At 35.1% G+C, this 20,596-nt stretch carries 30 protein-coding genes; 12 read left to right on the top strand and 18 right to left on the bottom strand.

The genetic code is table 11. The features are described from left to right. Positions 1-206 precede the first annotated feature (206 nt). Entirely contained in the window at positions 207-437 is a 231-nt protein-coding gene (locus AC6EI2_RS07945; RefSeq protein WP_498461811.1) for a hypothetical protein, read from the top strand. 64 nt (positions 438-501) lie between these two features. Here AC6EI2_RS07945 and AC6EI2_RS07940 read toward each other — a convergent pair whose 3' ends face one another. The 3 genes from AC6EI2_RS07940 to AC6EI2_RS07930 form a co-directional block, all read right to left on the bottom strand. Continuing rightward, entirely contained in the window at positions 502-654 is a 153-nt protein-coding gene (locus AC6EI2_RS07940) for a hypothetical protein (protein WP_498461810.1), read from the bottom strand. Positions 655-724: 70 nt separating this feature from the next. Then, positions 725-940, bottom strand: a complete 216-nt coding sequence (locus AC6EI2_RS07935) for a hypothetical protein (protein WP_498461809.1) — start codon at positions 938-940, stop codon at positions 725-727. Between the two features lie 10 nt (positions 941-950). After that, complete coding sequence (locus tag AC6EI2_RS07930; protein ID WP_498461808.1) at positions 951-1,076, bottom strand: hypothetical protein; 126 nt, start codon at positions 1,074-1,076, stop codon at positions 951-953. Between the two features lie 193 nt (positions 1,077-1,269). Between AC6EI2_RS07930 and AC6EI2_RS07925 the strand changes: the two genes are divergently transcribed. Further along, complete coding sequence (locus tag AC6EI2_RS07925) at positions 1,270-1,662, top strand: hypothetical protein (RefSeq protein ID WP_498461807.1); 393 nt, start codon at positions 1,270-1,272, stop codon at positions 1,660-1,662. An 88-nt stretch (positions 1,663-1,750) separates the two neighbouring features. Here AC6EI2_RS07925 and AC6EI2_RS07920 read toward each other — a convergent pair whose 3' ends face one another. From AC6EI2_RS07920 to AC6EI2_RS07910, 3 genes are all read right to left on the bottom strand, one after another. Beyond that, entirely contained in the window at positions 1,751-2,164 is a 414-nt protein-coding gene (locus tag AC6EI2_RS07920; RefSeq protein ID WP_498461806.1) for a hypothetical protein, read from the bottom strand. A gap of 216 nt (positions 2,165-2,380) precedes the next feature. After that, positions 2,381-2,611: a hypothetical protein gene (locus AC6EI2_RS07915; protein ID WP_498461805.1), complete on the bottom strand. Its 231-nt coding sequence runs from the start codon at positions 2,609-2,611 to the stop codon at positions 2,381-2,383. Between the two features lie 707 nt (positions 2,612-3,318). Then, positions 3,319-3,954, bottom strand: coding sequence for a recombinase family protein (locus AC6EI2_RS07910; RefSeq protein ID WP_498461804.1), 636 nt, complete (start codon positions 3,952-3,954; stop codon positions 3,319-3,321). A gap of 867 nt (positions 3,955-4,821) precedes the next feature. Here AC6EI2_RS07910 and AC6EI2_RS07905 point away from each other — a divergent pair. Both AC6EI2_RS07905 and AC6EI2_RS07900 read left to right on the top strand, forming a co-directional pair. Then, positions 4,822-5,106: a galactose oxidase gene (locus AC6EI2_RS07905; protein WP_498461803.1), complete on the top strand. Its 285-nt coding sequence runs from the start codon at positions 4,822-4,824 to the stop codon at positions 5,104-5,106. Positions 5,107-5,135: 29 nt separating this feature from the next. Next, the gene (locus AC6EI2_RS07900; RefSeq protein WP_498461802.1) at positions 5,136-5,372 is read left to right on the top strand and encodes a hypothetical protein; all 237 of its coding nucleotides are present in this window, start codon (positions 5,136-5,138) and stop codon (positions 5,370-5,372) included. 4 nt (positions 5,373-5,376) lie between these two features. On the opposite strand, the gene AC6EI2_RS07895 is transcribed toward AC6EI2_RS07900, so the two are convergent. Beyond that, the gene (locus tag AC6EI2_RS07895) at positions 5,377-5,547 is read right to left on the bottom strand and encodes a hypothetical protein (protein ID WP_498461801.1); all 171 of its coding nucleotides are present in this window, start codon (positions 5,545-5,547) and stop codon (positions 5,377-5,379) included. 462 nt (positions 5,548-6,009) lie between these two features. Here AC6EI2_RS07895 and AC6EI2_RS07890 point away from each other — a divergent pair, with 462 nt between their 5' ends. Continuing rightward, positions 6,010-6,195, top strand: a complete 186-nt coding sequence (locus tag AC6EI2_RS07890; RefSeq protein ID WP_498461800.1) for a hypothetical protein — start codon at positions 6,010-6,012, stop codon at positions 6,193-6,195. 1,039 nt (positions 6,196-7,234) lie between these two features. Here AC6EI2_RS07890 and AC6EI2_RS07885 read toward each other — a convergent pair. Continuing rightward, positions 7,235-7,426 carry a hypothetical protein gene (locus tag AC6EI2_RS07885; RefSeq protein ID WP_498461799.1) on the bottom strand — a complete coding sequence of 64 codons (192 nt, stop codon included), beginning with the start codon at positions 7,424-7,426 and terminating at the stop codon, positions 7,235-7,237. A gap of 1,787 nt (positions 7,427-9,213) precedes the next feature. On the opposite strand from AC6EI2_RS07885, the gene AC6EI2_RS07880 reads away from it, so the two are divergent. After that, positions 9,214-9,525 carry a DUF1651 domain-containing protein gene (locus tag AC6EI2_RS07880; protein ID WP_498461798.1) on the top strand — a complete coding sequence of 104 codons (312 nt, stop codon included), beginning with the start codon at positions 9,214-9,216 and terminating at the stop codon, positions 9,523-9,525. Between the two features lie 3 nt (positions 9,526-9,528). On the opposite strand, the gene AC6EI2_RS07875 is transcribed toward AC6EI2_RS07880, so the two are convergent. After that, entirely contained in the window at positions 9,529-9,711 is a 183-nt protein-coding gene (locus AC6EI2_RS07875; RefSeq protein WP_498461797.1) for a hypothetical protein, read from the bottom strand. A 48-nt stretch (positions 9,712-9,759) separates the two neighbouring features. Between AC6EI2_RS07875 and AC6EI2_RS07870 the strand changes: the two genes are divergently transcribed. Next, entirely contained in the window at positions 9,760-10,086 is a 327-nt protein-coding gene (locus AC6EI2_RS07870) for a pyrimidine/purine nucleoside phosphorylase (RefSeq protein WP_498461796.1), read from the top strand. 443 nt (positions 10,087-10,529) lie between these two features. Here AC6EI2_RS07870 and AC6EI2_RS07865 read toward each other — a convergent pair whose 3' ends face one another. From AC6EI2_RS07865 to AC6EI2_RS07840, 6 genes are all read right to left on the bottom strand, one after another. After that, a complete protein-coding gene (locus AC6EI2_RS07865) occupies positions 10,530-10,952 on the bottom strand; it encodes a GNAT family N-acetyltransferase (protein ID WP_498461795.1) in 423 nt (140 codons plus the stop codon). 575 nt (positions 10,953-11,527) lie between these two features. Further along, positions 11,528-11,674, bottom strand: coding sequence for a hypothetical protein (locus AC6EI2_RS07860; RefSeq protein WP_413683363.1), 147 nt, complete (start codon positions 11,672-11,674; stop codon positions 11,528-11,530). After that, the gene (locus AC6EI2_RS07855; protein WP_498461794.1) at positions 11,674-11,940 is read right to left on the bottom strand and encodes a hypothetical protein; all 267 of its coding nucleotides are present in this window, start codon (positions 11,938-11,940) and stop codon (positions 11,674-11,676) included. The genes AC6EI2_RS07860 and AC6EI2_RS07855 overlap by 1 nt, the downstream gene beginning before the upstream one ends. Next, the gene (locus AC6EI2_RS07850) at positions 11,937-12,146 is read right to left on the bottom strand and encodes a hypothetical protein (RefSeq protein WP_498461793.1); all 210 of its coding nucleotides are present in this window, start codon (positions 12,144-12,146) and stop codon (positions 11,937-11,939) included. Before AC6EI2_RS07850 ends, AC6EI2_RS07855 begins: the two co-directional genes overlap by 4 nt. Further along, the gene (locus AC6EI2_RS07845) at positions 12,143-12,346 is read right to left on the bottom strand and encodes a hypothetical protein (protein WP_498461792.1); all 204 of its coding nucleotides are present in this window, start codon (positions 12,344-12,346) and stop codon (positions 12,143-12,145) included. The genes AC6EI2_RS07850 and AC6EI2_RS07845 overlap by 4 nt, the downstream gene beginning before the upstream one ends. A gap of 683 nt (positions 12,347-13,029) precedes the next feature. Beyond that, on the bottom strand, positions 13,030-13,200 hold the full coding sequence (locus tag AC6EI2_RS07840; protein ID WP_498461791.1) for a hypothetical protein: 171 nt from the start codon (positions 13,198-13,200) through the stop codon (positions 13,030-13,032). A gap of 393 nt (positions 13,201-13,593) precedes the next feature. On the opposite strand from AC6EI2_RS07840, the gene AC6EI2_RS07835 reads away from it, so the two are divergent. Together AC6EI2_RS07835 and AC6EI2_RS07830 are read left to right on the top strand one after the other, a co-directional pair. Beyond that, positions 13,594-13,845, top strand: a complete 252-nt coding sequence (locus AC6EI2_RS07835; RefSeq protein ID WP_498461790.1) for a hypothetical protein — start codon at positions 13,594-13,596, stop codon at positions 13,843-13,845. A 534-nt stretch (positions 13,846-14,379) separates the two neighbouring features. Next, complete coding sequence (locus AC6EI2_RS07830) at positions 14,380-14,655, top strand: DUF1651 domain-containing protein (RefSeq protein WP_498461789.1); 276 nt, start codon at positions 14,380-14,382, stop codon at positions 14,653-14,655. Here the strand turns inward: AC6EI2_RS07830 and AC6EI2_RS07825 are convergent, their stop codons facing one another. Then, positions 14,656-14,841, bottom strand: coding sequence for a hypothetical protein (locus tag AC6EI2_RS07825; RefSeq protein WP_269609670.1), 186 nt, complete (start codon positions 14,839-14,841; stop codon positions 14,656-14,658). Positions 14,842-15,106: 265 nt separating this feature from the next. On the opposite strand from AC6EI2_RS07825, the gene AC6EI2_RS07820 reads away from it, so the two are divergent. After that, the gene (locus AC6EI2_RS07820) at positions 15,107-15,205 is read left to right on the top strand and encodes a hypothetical protein (protein WP_498461788.1); all 99 of its coding nucleotides are present in this window, start codon (positions 15,107-15,109) and stop codon (positions 15,203-15,205) included. 330 nt (positions 15,206-15,535) lie between these two features. On the opposite strand, the gene guaA is transcribed toward AC6EI2_RS07820, so the two are convergent. Both guaA and cbiD read right to left on the bottom strand, forming a co-directional pair. After that, positions 15,536-17,122 (bottom strand): glutamine-hydrolyzing GMP synthase, encoded by a 1,587-nt coding sequence (gene guaA / locus AC6EI2_RS07815; RefSeq protein WP_498461787.1) that lies wholly within the window; start codon positions 17,120-17,122, stop codon positions 15,536-15,538. A gap of 76 nt (positions 17,123-17,198) precedes the next feature. After that, positions 17,199-18,344, bottom strand: a complete 1,146-nt coding sequence (gene cbiD / locus AC6EI2_RS07810) for a cobalt-precorrin-5B (C(1))-methyltransferase CbiD (RefSeq protein WP_498461786.1) — start codon at positions 18,342-18,344, stop codon at positions 17,199-17,201. A 79-nt stretch (positions 18,345-18,423) separates the two neighbouring features. Here cbiD and AC6EI2_RS07805 point away from each other — a divergent pair, with 79 nt between their 5' ends. Together AC6EI2_RS07805 and AC6EI2_RS07800 are read left to right on the top strand one after the other, a co-directional pair. After that, on the top strand, positions 18,424-19,578 hold the full coding sequence (locus tag AC6EI2_RS07805) for a pyridoxal-phosphate-dependent aminotransferase family protein (protein WP_498461785.1): 1,155 nt from the start codon (positions 18,424-18,426) through the stop codon (positions 19,576-19,578). A 453-nt stretch (positions 19,579-20,031) separates the two neighbouring features. Continuing rightward, positions 20,032-20,454, top strand: a complete 423-nt coding sequence (locus AC6EI2_RS07800; RefSeq protein ID WP_498461784.1) for a DUF6554 family protein — start codon at positions 20,032-20,034, stop codon at positions 20,452-20,454. Positions 20,455-20,596: the final 142 nt, after the last annotated feature.

Genomic DNA, 20,596 nt, shown 5'->3' with positions numbered 1-20,596 from the left:
AAAGGATGGAAAGTTAGTTCAGCCAGGTGAGTGCTTGACTCAAAAGGGGCGACCAAAATCTCGCCCCCTGCTTCATGAGAATTAGAAGGAAAACACTACCTCAACCGACCCTCCTTATTTGTGAACTTATTTGTAAGGTTATTTTGGGCGATCGGATAATGCGGATTATCCTTTATTCCAGAGATATGGGACTGTTTGTATTAAAAATGCAACTCTGTCCCTTTCTCACAAATTCTTTAAAAGTATGTATTTTAAATTTAATGAGAAGCGAAGAGATTATTGAAGATTTAATTAGTTCTTCGATAACAGAGATTTTAAAAAGATCGTTAACCCTTGATAGAAAAGATCAAATTGCAATCCATCAAGAGTTTAAAGAATGGATTTATGGAGGAACCAAAGAGGAAAACATTTGGGTCATAGATCGTCCAATCAAATAATTAAATCTTCAATCCCTTTACCACTAATAGAGAGTACCAAGTTCAATGCTTGTATTTACGCTGCCTAACCATAATTAACTCTAAATTGCTCAAAAGACAGACCAGTTTTACCCTCGATTTCTTTTTCTAACGAGATCCACCATTCCTCTTCGTTTAATGAGACTTCGTAAAACCTTCTTGCGAAATGTGCGTTTATTTCATAAATTTTTAACCCCATATTCATGTAATGCTTCTTGCTCTGAATCAAAAACTCCTTCGCCTTCAGCATCAATAACTACAGTTACTTCCTACCAATTGTTACTTTCCCATTCTGGTAGTAAATCAAGTAATGCTTGTGGAGCAACAAGTTCTACTGACAAATTTCCACCTCCTCTAAACCTTTGATTTCCATCTAAATCATCATCATTTATGTGATCCAAATAATTGTCTGCTCTCATCATCTCAACTTGTTCTGGATTGAATTTTTTTATCCAATCTTCGATTTCTTTTTGAGTTTTATACATTTCTCAACCCTTATTTCAAAAATGGAAGCAACTTGCTAAAGGTTGCTGGAAACGATCCAACAACAAGCGCCACTGCTCCAAGAACAACCGCCACGATTGCAGCATCTACCAAAAGGTCTTTCCAATTGTATTTCATCTCAAGCTGACCATATCTGGCGTAGTGCATTCAGTCGGATATGAGATTACATTTTGTGCTGTAAAAGCTGTACCTATCGCAACCAGTCCAATTACAAAGATCCATTTAGATCTCTCACTAGAGAGCAGTCTGTTCATAAAATTGGTACTGATGTTAAGTTTCCGTCAAGGATAACAATAATGTTTTTTATCCAATGACCTTCAAAACTATTAAAATTATTTGTATTAGTTGCTTCGCACTCTTACTTATTCTCTACCCATCAAAAATAGATGCGCTATCACATGAGTGGGTTGCAGTTCCAAAGAGTCAGTATGGAGTGCAGTTATGGGATAAGAACAGTGTTCAAAAAAATCAAGATGGATCCATACGAGTATTAAGCAAATTTATTCCTAAAAGCGCTACTGACATTACTCAAGACATTTTGTATACGATGGATGTCAACTGTTCGGAAAATTCTTTTAGAGACGTTGCAGTAGGAGCAAAAGAATTTAATGAATTTAAAAACAAGGATTCACAATGGAAAGATGCAAATGGAGACAAATTGATTTTGGGTGTTATCGATCAGGTTTGCATGTTTGGAAATTAAATAAAAAGTAGACTGCAAGCGTCTAACAAATTGCGACGGAATGACTAATCGTCATTCAGGGGTGATAGAGATCATCATGATTGAAGAGTTAATAGTTAGTTAATAAAGAGGAAAAATCTTCTGTTCGACTATACTGAACCTGTAAAAAATTATTATTTTTGAAACTATTGTTAGTTGATAATAAAAATTTTGTCGATTTAGTCTTTGTCTTGATATTGACATGGCTACTGCTCACTCCTTTATGTAAATTTTGGATAGCTTGGATCCTTAAAAGGATTGAGCCTCTTATGGCTACAATAGCTAGACTATCAATCCCCCAAAATTTTGAAGCTGGTATAAAATTTAGTTTTTTAATATTTAGCTTTTCTAATTTTTCAACAAATTCATTTGTTTGATTGTCAAGAATATTGTTAAAGCAATAACCTATTAATGCAAATACAATTAATAGAAGAAGTATTAATATTGCATCTGTAGGAATTGAAATTGTACTAGCATCGGTCAACTCAAGCTCAGTGATTCCTGGTGAAATTCACAAACTATGACTCTATTCATTAAAACTACCTTTAAAAAATATGGCTAGACTTCTTCACTAATCTATTTAATTTCAACACGTATTAATAGTGGCTAGATGATTTGAAAGTATGATTTTTTTTTAAGAAAAAGTGTGATTAGTTTGCTCCTTTTACTTTTATTTGATTACTAATATCATAGAATTTTATCAATTATTTTTTTTCCTTATCATTTTACGTTTCGATTCTTCTTGATTCTTAAAGCATCGATCACTCCATTCATAATTCTTGTTCCTCTTCGTATTTTTATACTCATAGCACTCGTAAAAATAATCAGTTCTATATCGCTCTACTAATCCAAACTTTTTTGCACGTCCTCTTGGAGTTTGTCGTAAAAACTCCATGCAATTATCAAGACTGACAGAGGTCTGAATCTTCAACTTTTTTATTCCACTCCTAGAAACTTAAACTGCAATTGGATGAAGGTTGTTCTCGAATTTCTTTTAACTTTTTCCATCTGATATGGAGAACACCAATCAACCAACTTTAAGTTAATGACTTTACACCATTCTTTAGTAGGCGATCTTGTTTCTTATTGAACTTTTCTGAGTCAAGAAGTTCTTGCTTCCAATCTATTTTTTCAGTCATTGACTTTTGCCTTCAACTTATAGAAGGTTTCTTTACAGCTACAAGAAACACCCTTGTAGTGATCTGGGAATGATTTCATCCAAGTAGGAATTACCATCGCCATGAGATGACCACCTTTGATATGAAAGACAACCTCTTTGTTTTTTGTCTATGAAGTGCGGAGGGAGACTCATCACACTTGACCTCTATATTTCTTGAACTCACCTATGAACTAGTAACTGTTGATTTGGAGTCATCAGGGAATCTTTGCTTGATTATTGCTGGAATTTCTAAGCAATCTGGATAAGGATTATGCAAATAAAAAATAACTTCTTTCTCTTTCTTCAAGACAATATAATCAGATGGTCCTCCTATATTTTAGTCGGTCTTGCTGCTTCCTTCTCTCCAAAATTAGGAACCATCAATACGTCTTCTATCTCTTCATAGTTGAGGGATTTCATTTTCTCGCAAGCATTTACCACTCACTCATCCATTGCCCTAATTATTTCTTTCTCCTTGCTCATACTTCTAACACCATATCTTGCTCAACAATAATTCTTCTAATGGTTGATAAAGCAAGTCCAGTTTGTTTCCTGATTGATCTGTAAGAACATCCTTCCTCTCTTAAACGCAAAACCAATGCCTCTTTCTCATTATTGGTTTTTGGTCTCCCTCCAAGATTTCCTCCTGTTTCTCTTCTGTGATTAATGCTCTCTTGAGTTCTTTCTATAACCATCTGACGCTCTACTTCTCCTAGTCCAGATAAAAGACCAATAACGATTGGAGCAAACTTTCCAAGAGCACGAGTGTTGATCATGCCATCGGTGGTACGAACATGGACTCCACGCTCTTGGAGGTCATGAAGAGTATTGATGCATTGCCTCTGATTTCTAAAACCTCTATCCAACTTGGTGAAAACAATTTCATCACCTTCTTCAAGTGTTCCTAATGCTGCATCGAATTGTGGTCTTGCTTTATCTGTACTTGAAACCGTTTCTTCGAAAACAACAACACAACCTGCTTTCTTCAACTCTTCAAGTTGAGCACTAATAGGAATCTGCTTATTCGTACTTTGGCGAGCATATCCAATGCACTTGTATTCAGGTCTGTCTCTGAAAAGTGGTTTTTCTCTGATGAACTTGGTCTCTGTTTTCATCTGTTCCAGAAACTATGTTGTTTCTTATTGAATTTCTTATGTCATTATTTTATCAACTAAACAGTGTTATTGGAACAATAAAATCCAATTAAAATGGAACTTTTAATATTTTAATTTGCACCACCTTAGTGTTTGATTATTATTCCCTTTTTGGAACATAAATATTTCCCTTTATTTCCCAATATTGAAGAGATTATTTTTGTTCTTGCCATCTTGGTATCAGTTGTATAACAATAGGAATACAGAACAACTCCTCACACATAGTTCTGTACCAAAAGGCATCCGACTGGGTGCTTTTTTAGTGCCTGTGCCAATCTTCAAACCAACCTGTAAAGGGTTTATTCTTAAATCTGCTTCGATAAGTTCCTAATGTGAGGAGTTAGAGACCCTCCGCAGTGGAAACAAGGAAACACTTGCATCAGGTCTCTGCAAGAATCCGCCCCCAGCAGAACAGGGCGGTTTTTTTGTGTGTTTTCTAGAGTGGTGTGATGATTTTTCCATCTCCACAAGTTGTTTTTGGACTGTTGCTTTTGAGTACAGCAGTTGTTTTGATGTTCGATATCAGATACAACCCATTCGGAAATAGTGAAGACGATTTTTGATTAGGAGTAATTTCCGATTATTCTCTTTGATTATTGAATTAGAACACAAAAGCAGAAAACTCCTTACCAGTATTAGTTTTATCGACAGAGAAAGAAGGGGGACTCAAGGTCGCTGAATCAGAAAGGTCCCTTTCTTAACGACAAAAATAAGTAACTTGACTCAATAGACTAATATAGTACGTTTGTATTAGTCTATTATCTATCACAAACGCAAAAGAGGATCCAGTGAGCAAGATCCTTTTTTGTCTTCTACATGAGGAGGGCTATGGCATGGTCAAGGAAAACAAGATTCGTATCACCTGTCGAGGTTCTGGAGAACCCTGAGGAATGGGATTACTTCACTGACTTGGAACTAATGAAGTCCAGAAGTAGTTCGATTTGTATGACTTGCGAACACTTGACGTACACCTGCGATAAGTCATGCGTAACTCTTTTGACTTGTCCGCTTCATCAGCGTCTTATTCCTCAAGGTGAGCATCTAACTAAGCGTTGTAGAAACTGGCAAAGAAAGAGAGTTCTTGATATTGGTCTGTGTCCAGAAGTTGCCTAACAACCCACAAAATTATTTTTTAAAAACTAATGAACTTAACTACTAATGCTGATCGAGTAATGATGTTTTGCATCCTCGCCTCAATGGCAATCTTTGATGCTTTATCAACTCTTCTCTCAATACTCAAGAAAGGAATTTTCATAGATCAAAGATCAATCCTGATGCAAAAGACAAATAGAGAATTAAAGGCAATGCTGGTCGGTGTAGAAAAAATATCCAAATTAAATAAGAAACAATTAGTGGATTTGATATTGGTTGCTTCTTAGTAAGTCAGTCTCCTTTATCGTGAATATCTCCTGAATAAGATTGAGTTCCTATCTCTGGTGGTGGATTGTTTCCGAAGTCATCAACTAAAGCATCTGCCTCACTTGCAAAAAGTTTAGTGAACCATTGCTTAGTTGCAATAATTGCTGTCCAGATCTTGTCTCTTTTTCTGGTCATAGATATGCCCCTAAAGTAGTAAGGGGAGGAGATTTTGGTTGCCCCCTTTGAGTCCATCACTCCAGACCTAAGGAACTGCGTTGACTCCTGAAACTGTTTTACTACTACTGAATCTAAATTGCTATAGGTAAGAACATCAAAGTATTTCTACATTTAGGTTCTCTGCATAGATATTTTTTATTAGTGGGAGTAGACATAAATCAAGAATCATCGCACTCTTGAAGATATTAAACAAGGGGAAATGTGCATTGACTCTAAGAAGGCATCTCACACCGCCTGATGTGAACAGAGTCACCTTTCGTGCGGTCTCTGCATTGGTCGCAACGACCCAAACCCCTAAAACTAATCAGGGGTTTTTCTCTGAGAGGACAATGAGAGTTAATACTATAGGGTTTTTATCCTATAGATATTTTTAATCAATAGGAGTAGGTATAAATCAAAGCACTATTAGGAGGTCAAACCATGTCATGCGGTAATCCTTTTAAACATGCAATCGAAGACGTAAAGATAACATTTTCAAAATCATATGGAGTTCCTATCCAAGGGAATGATTGGTGTGATCTAGTTTCTAATTATGAAACTGATTTTGATGAAGTTGATTACGAGAATGAATGTCTGCAGTTTGGCAACTGCTCAATGAATTACTAAAAAACATTAAATTCAATGGAGGTCTAATCATGCAAGTAACCCGCAGTTTCAGATCTAATGGGTCAAATGCTCTTTCATCAATCTTTCTTTGGTTTTCTGTAGTGTTAATCTCACTTGGAACACTTCCTCATCTCATTCCTTATTACTTTCAATTGAAATATTGAGGTGAAAAACAATGATTCTTGATCTTCTGAAACTAATTCTTAGAAAGCACAAAGATTATTGGGGTGCTGGTTAAACAGGAGTTAATTAACTGTTAACCAAATCTAGATTTATTAGAGATGAATCTGGAAATAGATCACTTCCGATCAAGTCAAGTAGATGGTCGTAAATCAGAGTGACAAGTTTAGAGTTATATATGTAGATGCTGAACTTAAAGGGCGTAACCAAATTCTCACACCCGTCTTCAGGCAAAATTTTAATAAGACGATCAATATCCTTCCGTGTGGTTTGTATACGTAATGATCTAAACGAGGCAATCCCTCATGAATTTGAAGAGTGTTGTTCTCTTTAGACACATACCTTTTATCGACATAAGCCGATGTATTCCTTGAGTAATCGGATGATCTACTACCCCCATAAGGGGTTTTTTGGACTTCTACTTTTAAGCACAGGAGTAGTTTTGATCTTCAAAAAGATAAACCCCCCTTAGAAAAAGTCAAAACGATCTTTAATTAGGAATAATTTCTGATGCTTACACTTTTCGAATTAATTAGAAAAAGGAAAGCAGAACACTCCTCAACAAAATTGTTCTGTAAGTAAAGAGAGGCACTCAAGGAAGCTGATGCAGCAGGGTGCCTTTCTTAATCTATGTATTTAATAAGTTGAAGATATGAATAATTCTTTGGGTGAAAGGGAAAAAGTCTTGATTTCGAAAAAGTTTTTGTATGCCTACTCTTCCTCATAACCAATTTTATTTGCTGGGTTAGTAATAAAAAGAATGATTAAAAAGACCAAGTTCGCAGGTAAAGAAAGTTTTTTTAAAAGCAAAAGAGTCATACCCTGCGTCACATTAAATTTCTCTTTTTTCTTACTCATATTATTTCTCCCAAAAGAGATACAAGCTAGAAAATTGGTTAGTGATATCAACCACTGCAGTGCTGGTAGAAACTAATTTCCATCCCATAGAATTTCTTTTTTTTATAATTTTCCCAATCTCAGTTTCCTGCCTAGAAGTATTAGCATTCCCAACTGCATAGTAAATATCAAGATCATTTTCAGTTTTTGCCATAAGACGTAATCAAATACTTTTAACGATTGAATTTGAATCATAAAAGAATTATAAATCAATCAAGAGTTTCAGCACTTCTTATTAAGTAAATGGTTGGTTAGTCAAAAAAAAATTTTTAGCTGGATAAATAGGTGCAGAAGCCAAAGGGGGTGACAAAAATCTCTCCCCCCTCTTTATGAGGTAGGCGTTTTTGTGATCACAAAGTTTTAAATACGTAACGAAGTAGTTAATAAATTTTGAAGAACTAAATCTTTAAAAAAAGCATCGGTTCCTACCACAATCTATTGCCCCATTGACATCAAAACAGCAATATTTTTCTTAATATGAGAAATACTTCTTATTTTCATTATAATAAATATATAAAAGAAACTAATTATATAATTTTAGCGAGAATATGAGATAAAATCTTTAATCGCCTCATTAAAATAGTCAATAAAAAACAAAGACTTACAAATAATTAATAAGGTCATCTTATAGCTTTTTAATACTTTTTCTTTATATCTTATTTACAAGCAAAGTATGGAGAAAAACAAACTATGTACGATCTCTCTGTCGAAAGACAAGAAAGTAACAAAGAGAACATAGTGGGAACATACACCTGAAGACCCTTGTCACTCTGCTACTTCATTGCACAGGGTGCTGAAAGAGAACTTGTTTTATGCAAATATTTGGCATTCGCAAATGAGGTGTGAGATGTTTTGTTTTTTTACACCAAGCAAATATTTTCTCAATATTGAAGAGATTATTGTTGTTATTGCCATCTTGGTCTCAGATGTATAAGAATAGGATTACAGAACAACTCCTCACACATAGTTCTGTGCCGAAAGAGCATCCAATTGGATGCTCTTTTAGTACCTGTGACAATCGATAAACCCGCCTCAAGATACTGTCCTCTTTTACAAGTTCATTTATGTTTTAATTGTGAGGAGTAAGAGACCCTCCACAGTGGAAACAAGGAAACACTTTCACCAGGTCTCTGCAACTAAACCGTCCGAACAGAGTAGGGCGGTTTTTTGTGCCTTTTCTAGAGTGTAAGAATGATATTTCAACCTTCTCAAGTTGTTTTTGGGTTACTGCTTTTAAGTACAGCAGTGGTTTTGATTTTTGATATCAGATACAAACAACCCTTCCGGAAATAGTGAAGACGATCTTTGATAATCAACAATTTGATTTCATAGCCTCAAATCACATTTAGAGGTGTCTGAATTGCTGGTTATTGGATCAGAAAAATCCTATGTTTTGATTAGAGGAAAAAGTCAGGAATGAAAATCCGACAATTAGTTTCACTGCAATGTTTATTTCTCCAATAGCAGCAATGGCAGATGAATATCACTACCAGAGGGAATACACAACTCAACGTACTTGCTTTAAAGAAATCTACAGAAAGGAATATGTTGATGGGAATAGAAGATCAAAGGATTATGTGAAGTCGTATTTGGACAAAGTCGGAGTACCTTGATCATCATTGAGTTGGAATCTAGCGGACAGCAAATATTAGTTTCTCTAAGTTATCAAACAAGCGAGGGAAAATTGTAGTTCAGTTAATGCAACTAAAAGTGGATTAATAAGAGGTGGACTTGCTGCTGCAATCCCTAAGAAAGATGCTGATGCAGTAATGGCCTTTTCTTATACAAGTAATTAATTCACCCACAGACAAAAGTAGTATGTTTGTATTAAAATGCGTGGATCACAGCTGCAAGCAACCAAAGCACCAGTGAGCAGGTGCTTTTTTTTTCTTTCCTTCGTGATCCCTCTGACTACTGACTTCATCAGAATGTTTGCAGGAAATGAATCCACCATTAGATATCAATCACATGAATGAACCTGTAAGAGAAACATTACCCACACCATCAGGATGGTTAGTTGCCCCAGCAAGAGACTTATGTTTGCTTTTCATTCGTGATCCGAAATCTGCATTAGCGTTTCCTACTGTCTTCACTCAACTTTGGTTTTGCACAAAAGAAGGTATCCCAACACAACTTAAAAACACAAGAAAATTGGACTATGAATCCTCTTATGAAACTTGGAATGAACTCATCAGTAATGGTTGGGAGCTAGTAGAACATCAATTCAATGCTTGTATTGATGCTGCTGCTTAGTCATCAAATCAAATATCTAAGAATTCCAACTAGGGCGATGGCAATAATTCCATAAGACCAAACGGAACCACTATTTCTTGAGACACGTTCCATCCAATCTGGAAGACCATTATTTTCAATGATGAATAGATAAAGCAATCCCAAGATCAGTACTGGGATAACAAGTGCGTAAATAAAACTCAACATCAATAGATTATGATTAGTGGTTAGAAAGTTAGATTCAGAAATTTCTCAATGGATAACTATCAAAATGTAAATGTTGATAAATTAGCAAATATTTATTTTGAAGGTAAAGTTATCAGTCGGAACATCTTTTTAAAAGATGGTTCAAAAAAAACATTAGGAGTGATGTTAGAGGGTGGATATGAATTTAAGACTGCGTCAAGAGAACTCATGCAAATCCATTCTGGACAACTAAATGTAAAAATTGCAGGTGATAAAGATTGGACATTAATAACAGAGGGTATGGATTTCAATGTCCCCAAAAACTCTTCATTTTGTTTAGAGGTTTTAGAATTAGTAAATTACACATGCTCTTATTTTGATGATTCAAAAAATTAGTGTAAGGAAACAGTTACGACTGATCTTAAAAAAGAACTGCTTTTGAACAGATTGTTTGTACCTTTTTAAATACTAAGTATAAAAAATATCTAGAGAAGTCGTTTATAGATTCTTAACAACAAATACTAGATATTCAAACAACAAGTATAAAAACAAACTATCTACGATTTCTCTGTAGAGTTGGTGACAAGGTGAGACGGGGAACATACGGAGAACATCTTTTTTTACCTAAACTACATTTTAGTAGTCGATACTATTCCCACTCAATAATACCTGTGAAAATAATTTAGTGACATAAAGAGGTTTGAAGCATTATTTTCTCACGTGTAACGTAATTGTAACTCAGTTAGTAACATTTTTATCTGTCTATAGTCAATCTACGAGGAATACGTACTAACTAGTTGAACTAATTGTAGAGAATTCTTATACGTAAGCAATCAATACTAAAGAAATATAGTCATAGTTGAACCACTTTCTAAAAAATCACATTTCTGGTAAAAAATAATATTTTTCTTTTTACAAGATAAAGATATTTTATAGCAATTTTTATTTTTAGCTTTTTCAACCAATTTATCCATAATTAGTTTTCCTATACCTCTATTTTGGTATTGATTATGAATAGCGACATCCTCAATATGTCCCATTACTCCTCCTCTAATTTTATATTCAATTAAAATGGATCCAAATCCTAGAACTTTTTGAAAATCATCAACAGCAACAAAACCATAATTATCTGGATGTTCTTGAAACTTTTTAAAAATATCTTCATAATATGAATTTTTAGGTTTAAATTCTGAAATTAGTTGAAGAATATCAACGACTTCAGTCATATGTTCTATTGAAACGGGAATAACGTCTATTTTCATATTGCAATAGTAGCAAATATTTCAACCAGTATCAGCACAGGAGTACTGCCACTCTATCACCATCTCTTCTGCCTTCATCACAGCAATAGTTTTATCATTTGTTCGCAGCGACTTTCTAATGCTTCTGGACTTAGGAATTGGAATTCTTATTTGCAAAAGTTCTAACTTCAACGGACAAATTCTTCTGAACATCTAATCTTTGTAGATGTATGGAGTTTTAGCATAAGTAGTCATATGAAGATGCTTCAACTCCTCGTACAAGGCATAGGTATTCTTACCATCACCCCTGTTCCCCATTAGTTAGAGCAAGAGGTAAAAAAGATTAGTGCTTCAGAGAATTCCATCTTTCTACGATTTCTACGTAGAGACGCTGACAAGGTGACACATGTAACGTAGTTTTTCAAGATATAACTGACCTCTCTACCTAAAGCCTATTCCCACTCAATAGTTCCCACTATATATGGTGTACCAAAACGCAGTCATAGACAGGGTTTCTTAAACACATTATACCACATGGAACTCACGTGGAACGTTTATCCAAGGGAAAATGGGGACTCATAAAACGTAAAAATAAATCACTTATAAACCCAGTTAGCAGAAACTATTTTTGCTTCTGGGTTACTTTCTTTTGCAATCTTTTTTGCTTCGTCCATATTTCCTGCAACAATTGTTTCTTCGAAAGTCTTCTCCTCCTTGTCGATCATCGTGACTTGAAATCTCATTACCAATCTAGATAGAGAGCATCGTCCTCAATAAGGACATAAAACTCTTTATTTGCAAGTCGCTTTTCCCATTCAAGAAATGAACTCTGACAATTAGAAGTTGGAGGTTCTCGATATCCTTCCATCTTTTTCCAACGGGTATACAACGCACCTAATAACAAACTATCAGTTAAAGACTTTTGACCATACCTCAATATCTTTTCTTGTTTGCTATTGAAGTTTGCTGAATAAAGTAGTTCTTGCTTCCAATCTATTTGTTCTCTCATTGCTGTTCTTCCTTTTGTTCTTTTTGCAGTTTTAGTTGCTCATATATCTTCTTCAATCTTTTGTATTCCTCATGAAGTGCACCCAGTTGCCATGCGTCTCGGAATCCTATTGGACCTTCCATTAGCAGTCTCAATACTTCAGGTTTATGTGTCTTCATTTCTAAGAACTCTTCTTGCCATGAGGTGTCATCCCATTTGGTGCTCATGCTTTCCCTCCATATTTTTTAAACTCATCCAATGAACTGACAACTATGCTCTTGTAATCCTCAGGGAAGCGTGCCTTCATGATTGCTGGAATTTCCAAGCAATCTAGATAAGGGTTATGCAAATAAAAAATAACTTCCTTCTCTTCCTTCAAAACAATGTAATTAGATAATCCACCTGCATAATTATTTTTTTTAGTCATGCTGCCACTCCTTCTCTTTCAACAATCTTTTGAACTGTAGATCTATTAATGTGTTCTTGTTCCTTTTTTGCAGGGTCTCATCAGTTTGTGTTTCCCTAGTGACAAAAGGTGCAGACAACAGTAGAAATGAAATAATAGAACAACTCCTCACACAATAGTTCTGTTGTAAAAAGGCACTCGACTTCGCGTAAGTAGGGTGCTTTTTTAATGGTTGATTTTATAGAATTGGCACATGTGACAGTTGAGAAACTCATCTGCTAACACTTGAGACCCCCAGTTGCGTCTAATAAGTTGATTTTGTGAGGAGTTGAGATCCTCCGCAGTGGAAACAAGGAAACACTTGCGCCTGATCTCACAAAGAAACCGCCCTAACAGAACTGGGCGGTTTTTTTGTGCCTTTTCTAGAGTGGTCTGATGATATGTCCACCTCCCCAAGTTGTTTTTGGATTACTGCTTTTAAGCACAGCAGTAGTTTTGATTTTTGATATCAGATACAACCCATTCGGAAACAGTGAGGACAATATCTAATTAGGAATTTTTTCGGATGCAGAACTTTTGTGAAATTGATTAGAAAAGGAAAAGCAGAACAACTCCTTACCAAAATCGTTCTGTAAATGAAGAGAGGGACTCAAGGTCGCTGAAGCAGCAGGGTCCCTTTCTTAATGCAATTTAAATGAATGAAATCAGTCTCCTTTATCGTGAATATCTCCCAAATAAGATTGAGGTCCTATCTCTGGTGGTGGATTTTTTCCGAAGTTATCAACTAAAGCATCTGCCTCACTTGTAAAAAGTTTAGTGAACCATTGCTTAGTTGCAATAATTGCTGTCCAGATCTTGTCCCTTTTTCTGGTCATAGACATACCTCAAAAGTAGTAAGAGGGCGAGATTTTGGTCGCCCCCTTTGAGTCCATCACTCCAGACCTAAGGAAGTACGTTGACTCCTGAGAATGTTTTATTACTACTTAATAGAAATTGCTATGGGTAAGAACACCAAAGTATTTCTACATTTGGGTTCTCTGTATAGATATTTTCTAATAAGGGGAGTAGACATAAATCAAGAGTCATCGCACTCTTGAAGATATTAAAAAGGGGAAATGTGCATTGACTCTAAGGAGGAATCTCACACCTCCTGATGTGAACAGAGTCACCTTTCGTGCGGTCTCTGCAACGGTCGGAACAACCCAAACCCCTGATTAGTTTCAGGGGTCTTTCTTTGTGCGGTAATCAGAGTTAATACTTTAGGGTTTTTGTCCTATAGATTTTTTGAATTAAGAGGAGTAGATATAAATCAAGCACTATTAGGAGGTCAAACCATGTCATGCGGTAATCCTTTTAAACATGCAATCGAAGACGTAAAGGAAACATTCTCAAAATCTTGTGGAGTTCCTATGCAAGGGAACGATTGGTGCGATCTGGTTTCGAATTATGAAACTGATTTTGATGAGGTCGATTACGAGAATGAATGTTTGCAGTTTGGCAACTGCTCAATGGACTACTAAAAAACATTGAACTCACAGGAGGTCTAATCATGCATGCAACTCGTAGTTTCAGAACTAATGGTTCTAATACTCTTTCATCGATCTTTCTTTGGTTTTCTGTCCTTTTAATCTCACTTGGAACACTTCCACACCTTGTTCCTTATTACTTTCAGTTGAAATATTGAGGTAAAACAATGATTCTCGATCTTCTCAAACTCATTCTCAGAAAACACAAAGATTATTGGGTTGTTGGTTAAACAGGAGTTTTTTCTCATGTTCACCTGATCTGGATTTGTTATTAATGAATTAGGAGTCACAGCACCTTCTGTGGGTCAAAGTTAAATAAAGGATGGAAATTTAGTTCAGTCAGTTGAGTGCTTGACTCAAAGGGAGCGACCAAAATCTCGCTCCCTTATTTAATGGAAAAAATAGGTGACTTGACCTAATAGACAAATATAGTACGTTTGTATTAGTATTGCCCCCATCGCCAAACCGACAAAGGAAGCGCGAAGTGAGCATCGTGCTTTTTTGATGCCTCGAATTAAAGAGAAAATTATGAATCAAGCAATTAGAAAAGCATTGCCAACTCCAACAGGATGGTTAGTGTCACCCACTAGAGAATTTTGTATGTTCTTTATTCGTGATCCCAAATCCGAAATGGCATTTCCTAGAGTGTATACACAACTCTGGTATTGCCTTGAGGATGGCACTCCAACCAAATTAAAAAATACAAGAAGAATTGATCTCGAATCTGCTATTGAAACTTGGCATGAACTCTTAACTCAAGATTGGGAACTGATGGAACATCAAATAAGTGATTCTGCTGCTTAGTCATCGAATCAGATATCTAAGAATTCCAACTAGGGCGATGGCAATAATTCCATAAGTCCAAACGGAACCACTATTTCTTGAGACACGTTCCATCCAATCTGGAAGACCATTATTTTCAATGATGAATAGATAAAGCAATCCCAAGATCAGTACTGGGATAACAAGTGCATAAATGAAATTCAACATCTATAGATTATGATTAGTGATTAGAAAATTAAATTCAGGAATTTCTAAATGGATAACTATAAAATGTAGATGTTGATAAATTAGCAAATATTTGTTTTGAAGGTAAAGTTATTAGTCGAGACATCTTTTTAAAAGATGGTTCAAAAAAACATTAGGAGTGATGTTGGAGGATGGATATGAATTTAAAACTGCGTCAAGAGAACTCATGTAAATCCATTCAGGAAAACTAAATGTCAAAATTGCAGGTGATAAAGATTGGACATTAATGACAGAGGGTATGGATCTTAATGTCCCCAACAATTCTTCATTTTGTTTAGAGGTTTTAGAATTAGTAAATTACACATGCTCTTATTTTGATGATTAAAAAATTAGAGTGAGGAACCACTTGCGACTGATCTTCAAAAAGATGAGCTTTAGGACAGGTTTTTTTGTGCATTTTTAAATCCTCAGGTCAGATAAATTTGTAGAGAAGTCGTTAATAAATTCTTAGCAACTAAATCCTAGACATTAAAACAACAAGTGTAAAGAAAATGAACTATCTACAATGTCTTTACAGAGAAGCTGACAAGGTGACACGGGGAACATACGGGGAACATACGACTTCAAACCCCTTGTCACTCTGTCACTTCATTCCCACGGGGAACTCACGGGGAACATGCGTTTTGAGTCTATAACTACAGTTTAGTAGTCAATACTATTCCCACTCAATAGTTCCTGGAGGCTTGCTGGTTATATCCAAAACAACTCTATTAACTCCTTCAACTTCGTTAACTATACGGTTAGAAATTTTCTCTAAAACATCATATGGTATACGAGACCAATCAGCCGTCATTCCATCTTCACTGGAAACACAACGCACAACAATTGGCCATGCATAAGTTCTTTGATCTCCCATTACTCCAACTGAATAAACAGGCAATAAAACAGCAAAAGCTTGCCATATCTCATTGTATAAACCAGCTTTATTAATCTCCTCTCTCACAATTAAATCTGCATCCCTTAGACAATTTAATTTTTCATGTGTAACCTCTCCTAAAATTCTTATAGCCAACCCTGGGCCAGGGAATGGATGTCTCCTAACAATTTCATTTGGCAATCCCAATGATTCACCAACTTTCCTGACTTCATCTTTGAATAAACGTCTCAAAGGCTCTACCAATTTAAATTGTAAATCTTTTGGCAAGCCTCCTACGTTATGATGACTTTTTATTTTAACAGCTATTCGTTCCCCAGTTTTAGGATCAATATTTGTTCCAGAACTTTCTATTACATCCGGATAAAGAGTGCCTTGAGCCAAGTAATCAAAAGGGCCCAAACGAAGACTCTCCTCCTCAAAAACCCTAATAAATTCTGTACCTATAATTTTACGCTTTTGCTCAGGATCAGTTACTCCTTTTAATTTTGAGATAAATCTTTCTCTGGCATTTATGTATTCAACATTAATATTGAACTTCTCATCAAATAAAGACGTTAAAAATTCTGGCTCACCTTTTCTCATAAAACCTTGATCAATAAACATGCACGTCAATTGATGTCCTATTGCTTTATTTAATAAAAATGCAAGAGTTGATGAATCAACACCACCCGATAGAGCCAATAAAACTTTTTTATCACCTACCTTTTGTTGAACTTGAGATACAGCTTCATCTATAAATAAATTTGTCGTCCAATCTGGCTCACATGAACAAATATGGTACACAAAGTTCCTTAATAAAACCATTCCCTGAGTAGAATGGACAACTTCAGGATGGAATTGCACTCCATAAAAGCTCTTTTCGTGACAAGCAATTGCTGCTTCTAAAGTATTAGAAGTATGAGCTAATCTGACAAACCCCGGGGGTAATTGCTGAACTGAATCCCCATGACTCATCCACATTGTGGATCCACTTATGACATTAGTTAATAAAGCTGTTGAATCATCAACTTCTAAAGGTGCCTTTCCGTATTCAGCTTTACCAGTAGCAGGTTTTACCGATCCTCCTAACTGATGAACCATTAATTGCATTCCATAACAAACCCCAAGTACAGGGATACCTAAATTGAAAATTTCTTGGTCACAATATGGCGCATCTTCTTCATAAACTGACCCAGGTCCACCGCTTAAAACAATGCCTTTTGGCTGAAGAGAACGTAATTGGTCAGCAGATGTTGTGTAACTCATAACTAAAGAGTAAACCTCTGTCTCTCTAATTCTTCGAGCAATTAATTCTGAATATTGAGAACCAAAATCAAGAATTACGATTGCTGGATTACGTTTCTCATCTGAAATCTTTGAAGCCATATCAACCTAATAAATCCTTATAAAACATTCTTATCAAATAGACTAATAAAAATTAAAGGAATATGGTTATTCATGCCTATTTATTCAGCATTAACCCTAAAGAATTTATTTGTTTTAAACCGTCAAAACCGGCCCAGCGAATTTGTCTTTTACGATCGAATAGAACACATCCTACTCTCATCGATGAAGACACATATCTATTTATATAGCCCCGACTTTTAATTTCAATCTCTTTAGCCATCCTACCCCAAACCAAAGATACCGCTTCTGGGCTGTTTTCTTCAAGGATTAATAACGCATTTTCCACTGACGTTGATTGACTTAGAGACCTAATCAAATCGAAAGAAATAGCTTCTCTAACTGCTAGTGACGTGAGAATTTCAATTCTTGCATCAGCAAGATTATGATGGGTATGAAAAACACCACCAGAAAGTTTTACTAATTTTCCATGATATCCAAATAATAAAAGTTTCTTTACACCATTTTCTGCAGCAGCAACAAGAAGAGGTCCTACCCAATTACCCGTTTTGATAATTTGATTGGCTGGAAGTCCAAATTTTATTGCAAGATCCATTCCATTTTCACCAATCACAAAAGCTAGAAATCCATCAAATGATCGTTTAGAACATTTGTAATGCAAAATATCTTTGCATTGCTTCAACTGATCTGGAGATGCACTGATTTGAGCCTCAGCCTGTGTACCGATGAGGGACAACCCATCTACCACTCCAAATGCTTCATTACTCGTCTTCAAAGCACGATCTTTACCTTGAGGTAAAACGATTTCTACTTTTATTGAATGAGCTTTGGGCAAAAGGGGGTAAAGATTTATACACAGTAAATCACGTGCAAACTTGGATATGCATGGAAGGCCAGATGATTGAAATTTACCTACTCCAAAACCGGCATGAAAATCAAGCCAATCAGGAAAGCCATCCTCAACTCTCTTACCAGATTTAAAACTTGCTTTACTGAATTGAATAAAAGCCCAAATTTCTACTCCTCTTGTGATGTCCAAAGGCAGCCCTGATTGACAATGACTAATTGCTAAAGATTTCTTACCATTATCAAGTAAAGCTGAAGAACAAATAGGCACCAAAATTGGTTCTTCTTGATTTGGTAAATCAATTCTCTCAGTCTGTTCAAATTTATTGCCAATAAGAACATTCATTGCAGACTTTGCAGCCGCAACTACCCAAACTGGAAGCGTAAATTCATTCAAATTATTGGAAGAGCTGACGATAAAAGAAATTCCATAAATAATTTTTTAAACTAATAATAATCTAGATTTAAATAAGTAAATGCAAGACAAACTCAATCTAATGATCCCTGGACCAACTCCGGTACCAGAGAGTGTTTTGAGTTCTATGAGTAAGCACCCCATAGGTCATAGAAGTGGAGATTTTCAAACAATTGTTCAAAAAACAACTGAACAACTCAAATGGCTTCATCAAACAAAAGCAGACGTTCTTACAATTACAGGAAGTGGTACAGCTGCGATGGAGGCAGGAATAATTAATACTTTAAGCAAAGGTGACCAAGTCATCTGTGGAGATAATGGGAAATTTGGTGAAAGATGGGTAAAGGTTGCAAAAGCATATGATCTAGATGTAAAAATTGTAAAAGCTAATTGGGGAGAACCTCTTGATCCAAATCAATTCAAAAGACTTCTCGAAGAAGATACTAATAAAAAAATTAAAGCTGTAATTTTAACTCACTCAGAAACTTCAACAGGAGTAATTAATGATCTTAAATCAATTAATAATGAGGTAAAAAATCATGGTAAAGCTATCACTATTGCTGATTGTGTAACAAGCCTTGGTGCATGTAATATTCCAATGGATGAATGGGGAATTGATGTAATAGCTTCAGGTTCTCAAAAAGGTTATATGATTCCACCGGGTCTTAGTTTTGTTGCCATGAGCAAAAGAGCATGGGAGGCAAATAGTCAATCAAATTTACCTAAATTTTATTTAGATTTAAAACAATATTTAAAAACAGCAAATAAAAATAGTAATCCATTTACTCCTGCAATAAATTTATATTTTGCTTTGGAGGAATCACTCACAATGATGCAAAAAGAAGGCATAAATAATATCTTCACCCGCCACGCTCGTCATCAAAAAGCAACGCAAGAAGGAATAAAAGCCATGGGTTTAAACTTATTTACTAAAGAAAGGTTTGGAAGCCCAGCTATAACAGCTGTTAAGCCTGAGAATACAGATGCAGAAACTATAAGGCAAGTAATAAAAAATGATTTCGACATACTCCTTGCTGGAGGACAAGACCATTTGAAAGGAAAAATCTTTAGGATTGGTCACTTAGGATTTGTCAATGATAGAGACATTATTAGTGTGATATCAGCTTTAGAAAGCACTCTTGATAAAATAGGCAAATTAAACGTACCAATTGGTCACGGTATTGCTAAAACAATTTCAGTGCTAAATAACGAATAATATTTAAATAATCTATAAAATAACTATCTAGTCTTAATAAGCTGAAGCGCGTAAAGACCAATTCTACTGGACCTTCTCTCTGGCCCAAGTGCTTTTAAAATGAAAACAACGCATAATTGCAAGTAATCTTGATCAACATAGAATAATGAATTCTTGAATAGATAATTAGTTTCCTCTTATAATACTTGTTTTTTGACTTCTACTGAATTCAATACTGAATTTTTATAAAGTAAATTTATTTAAATAATCATGTCAATAGATAGTTATCATAGTCATCTTTAAAAGATAATTGATATCAGAAGCACAATATTTAATTCACGAAATTTAAATAAAATCTTGTTTCATTTTAAAAAACGACAAATTTAATGAATAATACGAAAAAGGTATTACGAAAAAAAGGTCGACAGAAGAGAGAAAAATAGATAATTTAAGATTGATAATCTTTTTAAAATCATGCCAATTGGGATAAAGCAAAACTTCTTACCAATTTCAATAATTTGTTTAATCTGCAGTACTACTTTAGGATTAAAAGTTAATGGGGCAGTAACTAACGGAGCAGACATATATTGCTTTATGAGGAATGGGGGAAACACACATGAACCAAGTTGGGAAGCAGCCTATGAATTTATTAAAAGCAAAAAACAAGGTTTATTCAAAACATCACCCAAACAAGCTGCCTCTTTGATTATTGAACAAGTAGTTCAAAATCGTGTGAAATATGAAGATTGTATTAATTATTTAGGCGATCTTTATACAGGAGAATCTAGCTCCACAGGAATTAATAATGATAAAAAATCAGCAAAAGGAACAACAACATCAATCAACACCACAGAAAAAAATCCCAAAGGAAAATATATTGATCGATATAATTACTGATTAGTTTATTTTTTGTATTAAGACAAAAACCAGTAATAAATCATTCGCAATTAAAAAATAAATCTTATAAAATAAAATTTAGTTATTTCTGATACATTGACTTATTGCTCTATCAAGGCAAAATTAAAATAACTAATTAATA

It is taken from the genome of Prochlorococcus sp. MIT2302, assembly GCF_059772385.1.
This window is presented reverse-complemented; position numbering and strand designations above follow the sequence as displayed.

Coding starts and splice junctions, on each gene's coding strand:
- AC6EI2_RS07945 (WP_498461811.1), top strand. CDS start 207: ATGCAACTCTGTCCCTTTCTCACAAATTCTTTAAAAGTATGTATTTTA.
- AC6EI2_RS07940 (WP_498461810.1), bottom strand. CDS start 654: ATGGGGTTAAAAATTTATGAAATAAACGCACATTTCGCAAGAAGGTTT.
- AC6EI2_RS07935 (WP_498461809.1), bottom strand. CDS start 940: ATGTATAAAACTCAAAAAGAAATCGAAGATTGGATAAAAAAATTCAAT.
- AC6EI2_RS07930 (WP_498461808.1), bottom strand. CDS start 1,076: ATGAAATACAATTGGAAAGACCTTTTGGTAGATGCTGCAATCGTGGCG.
- AC6EI2_RS07925 (WP_498461807.1), top strand. CDS start 1,270: ATGACCTTCAAAACTATTAAAATTATTTGTATTAGTTGCTTCGCACTC.
- AC6EI2_RS07910 (WP_498461804.1), bottom strand. CDS start 3,954: ATGAAAACAGAGACCAAGTTCATCAGAGAAAAACCACTTTTCAGAGAC.
- AC6EI2_RS07905 (WP_498461803.1), top strand. CDS start 4,822: ATGGCATGGTCAAGGAAAACAAGATTCGTATCACCTGTCGAGGTTCTG.
- AC6EI2_RS07900 (WP_498461802.1), top strand. CDS start 5,136: ATGAACTTAACTACTAATGCTGATCGAGTAATGATGTTTTGCATCCTC.
- AC6EI2_RS07895 (WP_498461801.1), bottom strand. CDS start 5,547: ATGACCAGAAAAAGAGACAAGATCTGGACAGCAATTATTGCAACTAAG.
- AC6EI2_RS07890 (WP_498461800.1), top strand. CDS start 6,010: ATGTCATGCGGTAATCCTTTTAAACATGCAATCGAAGACGTAAAGATA.
- AC6EI2_RS07885 (WP_498461799.1), bottom strand. CDS start 7,426: ATGGCAAAAACTGAAAATGATCTTGATATTTACTATGCAGTTGGGAAT.
- AC6EI2_RS07880 (WP_498461798.1), top strand. CDS start 9,214: ATGAATCCACCATTAGATATCAATCACATGAATGAACCTGTAAGAGAA.
- AC6EI2_RS07875 (WP_498461797.1), bottom strand. CDS start 9,711: ATGTTGAGTTTTATTTACGCACTTGTTATCCCAGTACTGATCTTGGGA.
- AC6EI2_RS07870 (WP_498461796.1), top strand. CDS start 9,760: ATGGATAACTATCAAAATGTAAATGTTGATAAATTAGCAAATATTTAT.
- AC6EI2_RS07865 (WP_498461795.1), bottom strand. CDS start 10,952: ATGAAAATAGACGTTATTCCCGTTTCAATAGAACATATGACTGAAGTC.
- AC6EI2_RS07860 (WP_413683363.1), bottom strand. CDS start 11,674: ATGAGATTTCAAGTCACGATGATCGACAAGGAGGAGAAGACTTTCGAA.
- AC6EI2_RS07855 (WP_498461794.1), bottom strand. CDS start 11,940: ATGAGAGAACAAATAGATTGGAAGCAAGAACTACTTTATTCAGCAAAC.
- AC6EI2_RS07850 (WP_498461793.1), bottom strand. CDS start 12,146: ATGAGCACCAAATGGGATGACACCTCATGGCAAGAAGAGTTCTTAGAA.
- AC6EI2_RS07845 (WP_498461792.1), bottom strand. CDS start 12,346: ATGACTAAAAAAAATAATTATGCAGGTGGATTATCTAATTACATTGTT.
- AC6EI2_RS07840 (WP_498461791.1), bottom strand. CDS start 13,200: ATGACCAGAAAAAGGGACAAGATCTGGACAGCAATTATTGCAACTAAG.
- AC6EI2_RS07830 (WP_498461789.1), top strand. CDS start 14,380: ATGAATCAAGCAATTAGAAAAGCATTGCCAACTCCAACAGGATGGTTA.
- AC6EI2_RS07825 (WP_269609670.1), bottom strand. CDS start 14,841: ATGTTGAATTTCATTTATGCACTTGTTATCCCAGTACTGATCTTGGGA.
- AC6EI2_RS07820 (WP_498461788.1), top strand. CDS start 15,107: ATGACAGAGGGTATGGATCTTAATGTCCCCAACAATTCTTCATTTTGT.
- guaA (WP_498461787.1), bottom strand. CDS start 17,122: ATGGCTTCAAAGATTTCAGATGAGAAACGTAATCCAGCAATCGTAATT.
- AC6EI2_RS07805 (WP_498461785.1), top strand. CDS start 18,424: ATGCAAGACAAACTCAATCTAATGATCCCTGGACCAACTCCGGTACCA.
- AC6EI2_RS07800 (WP_498461784.1), top strand. CDS start 20,032: ATGCCAATTGGGATAAAGCAAAACTTCTTACCAATTTCAATAATTTGT.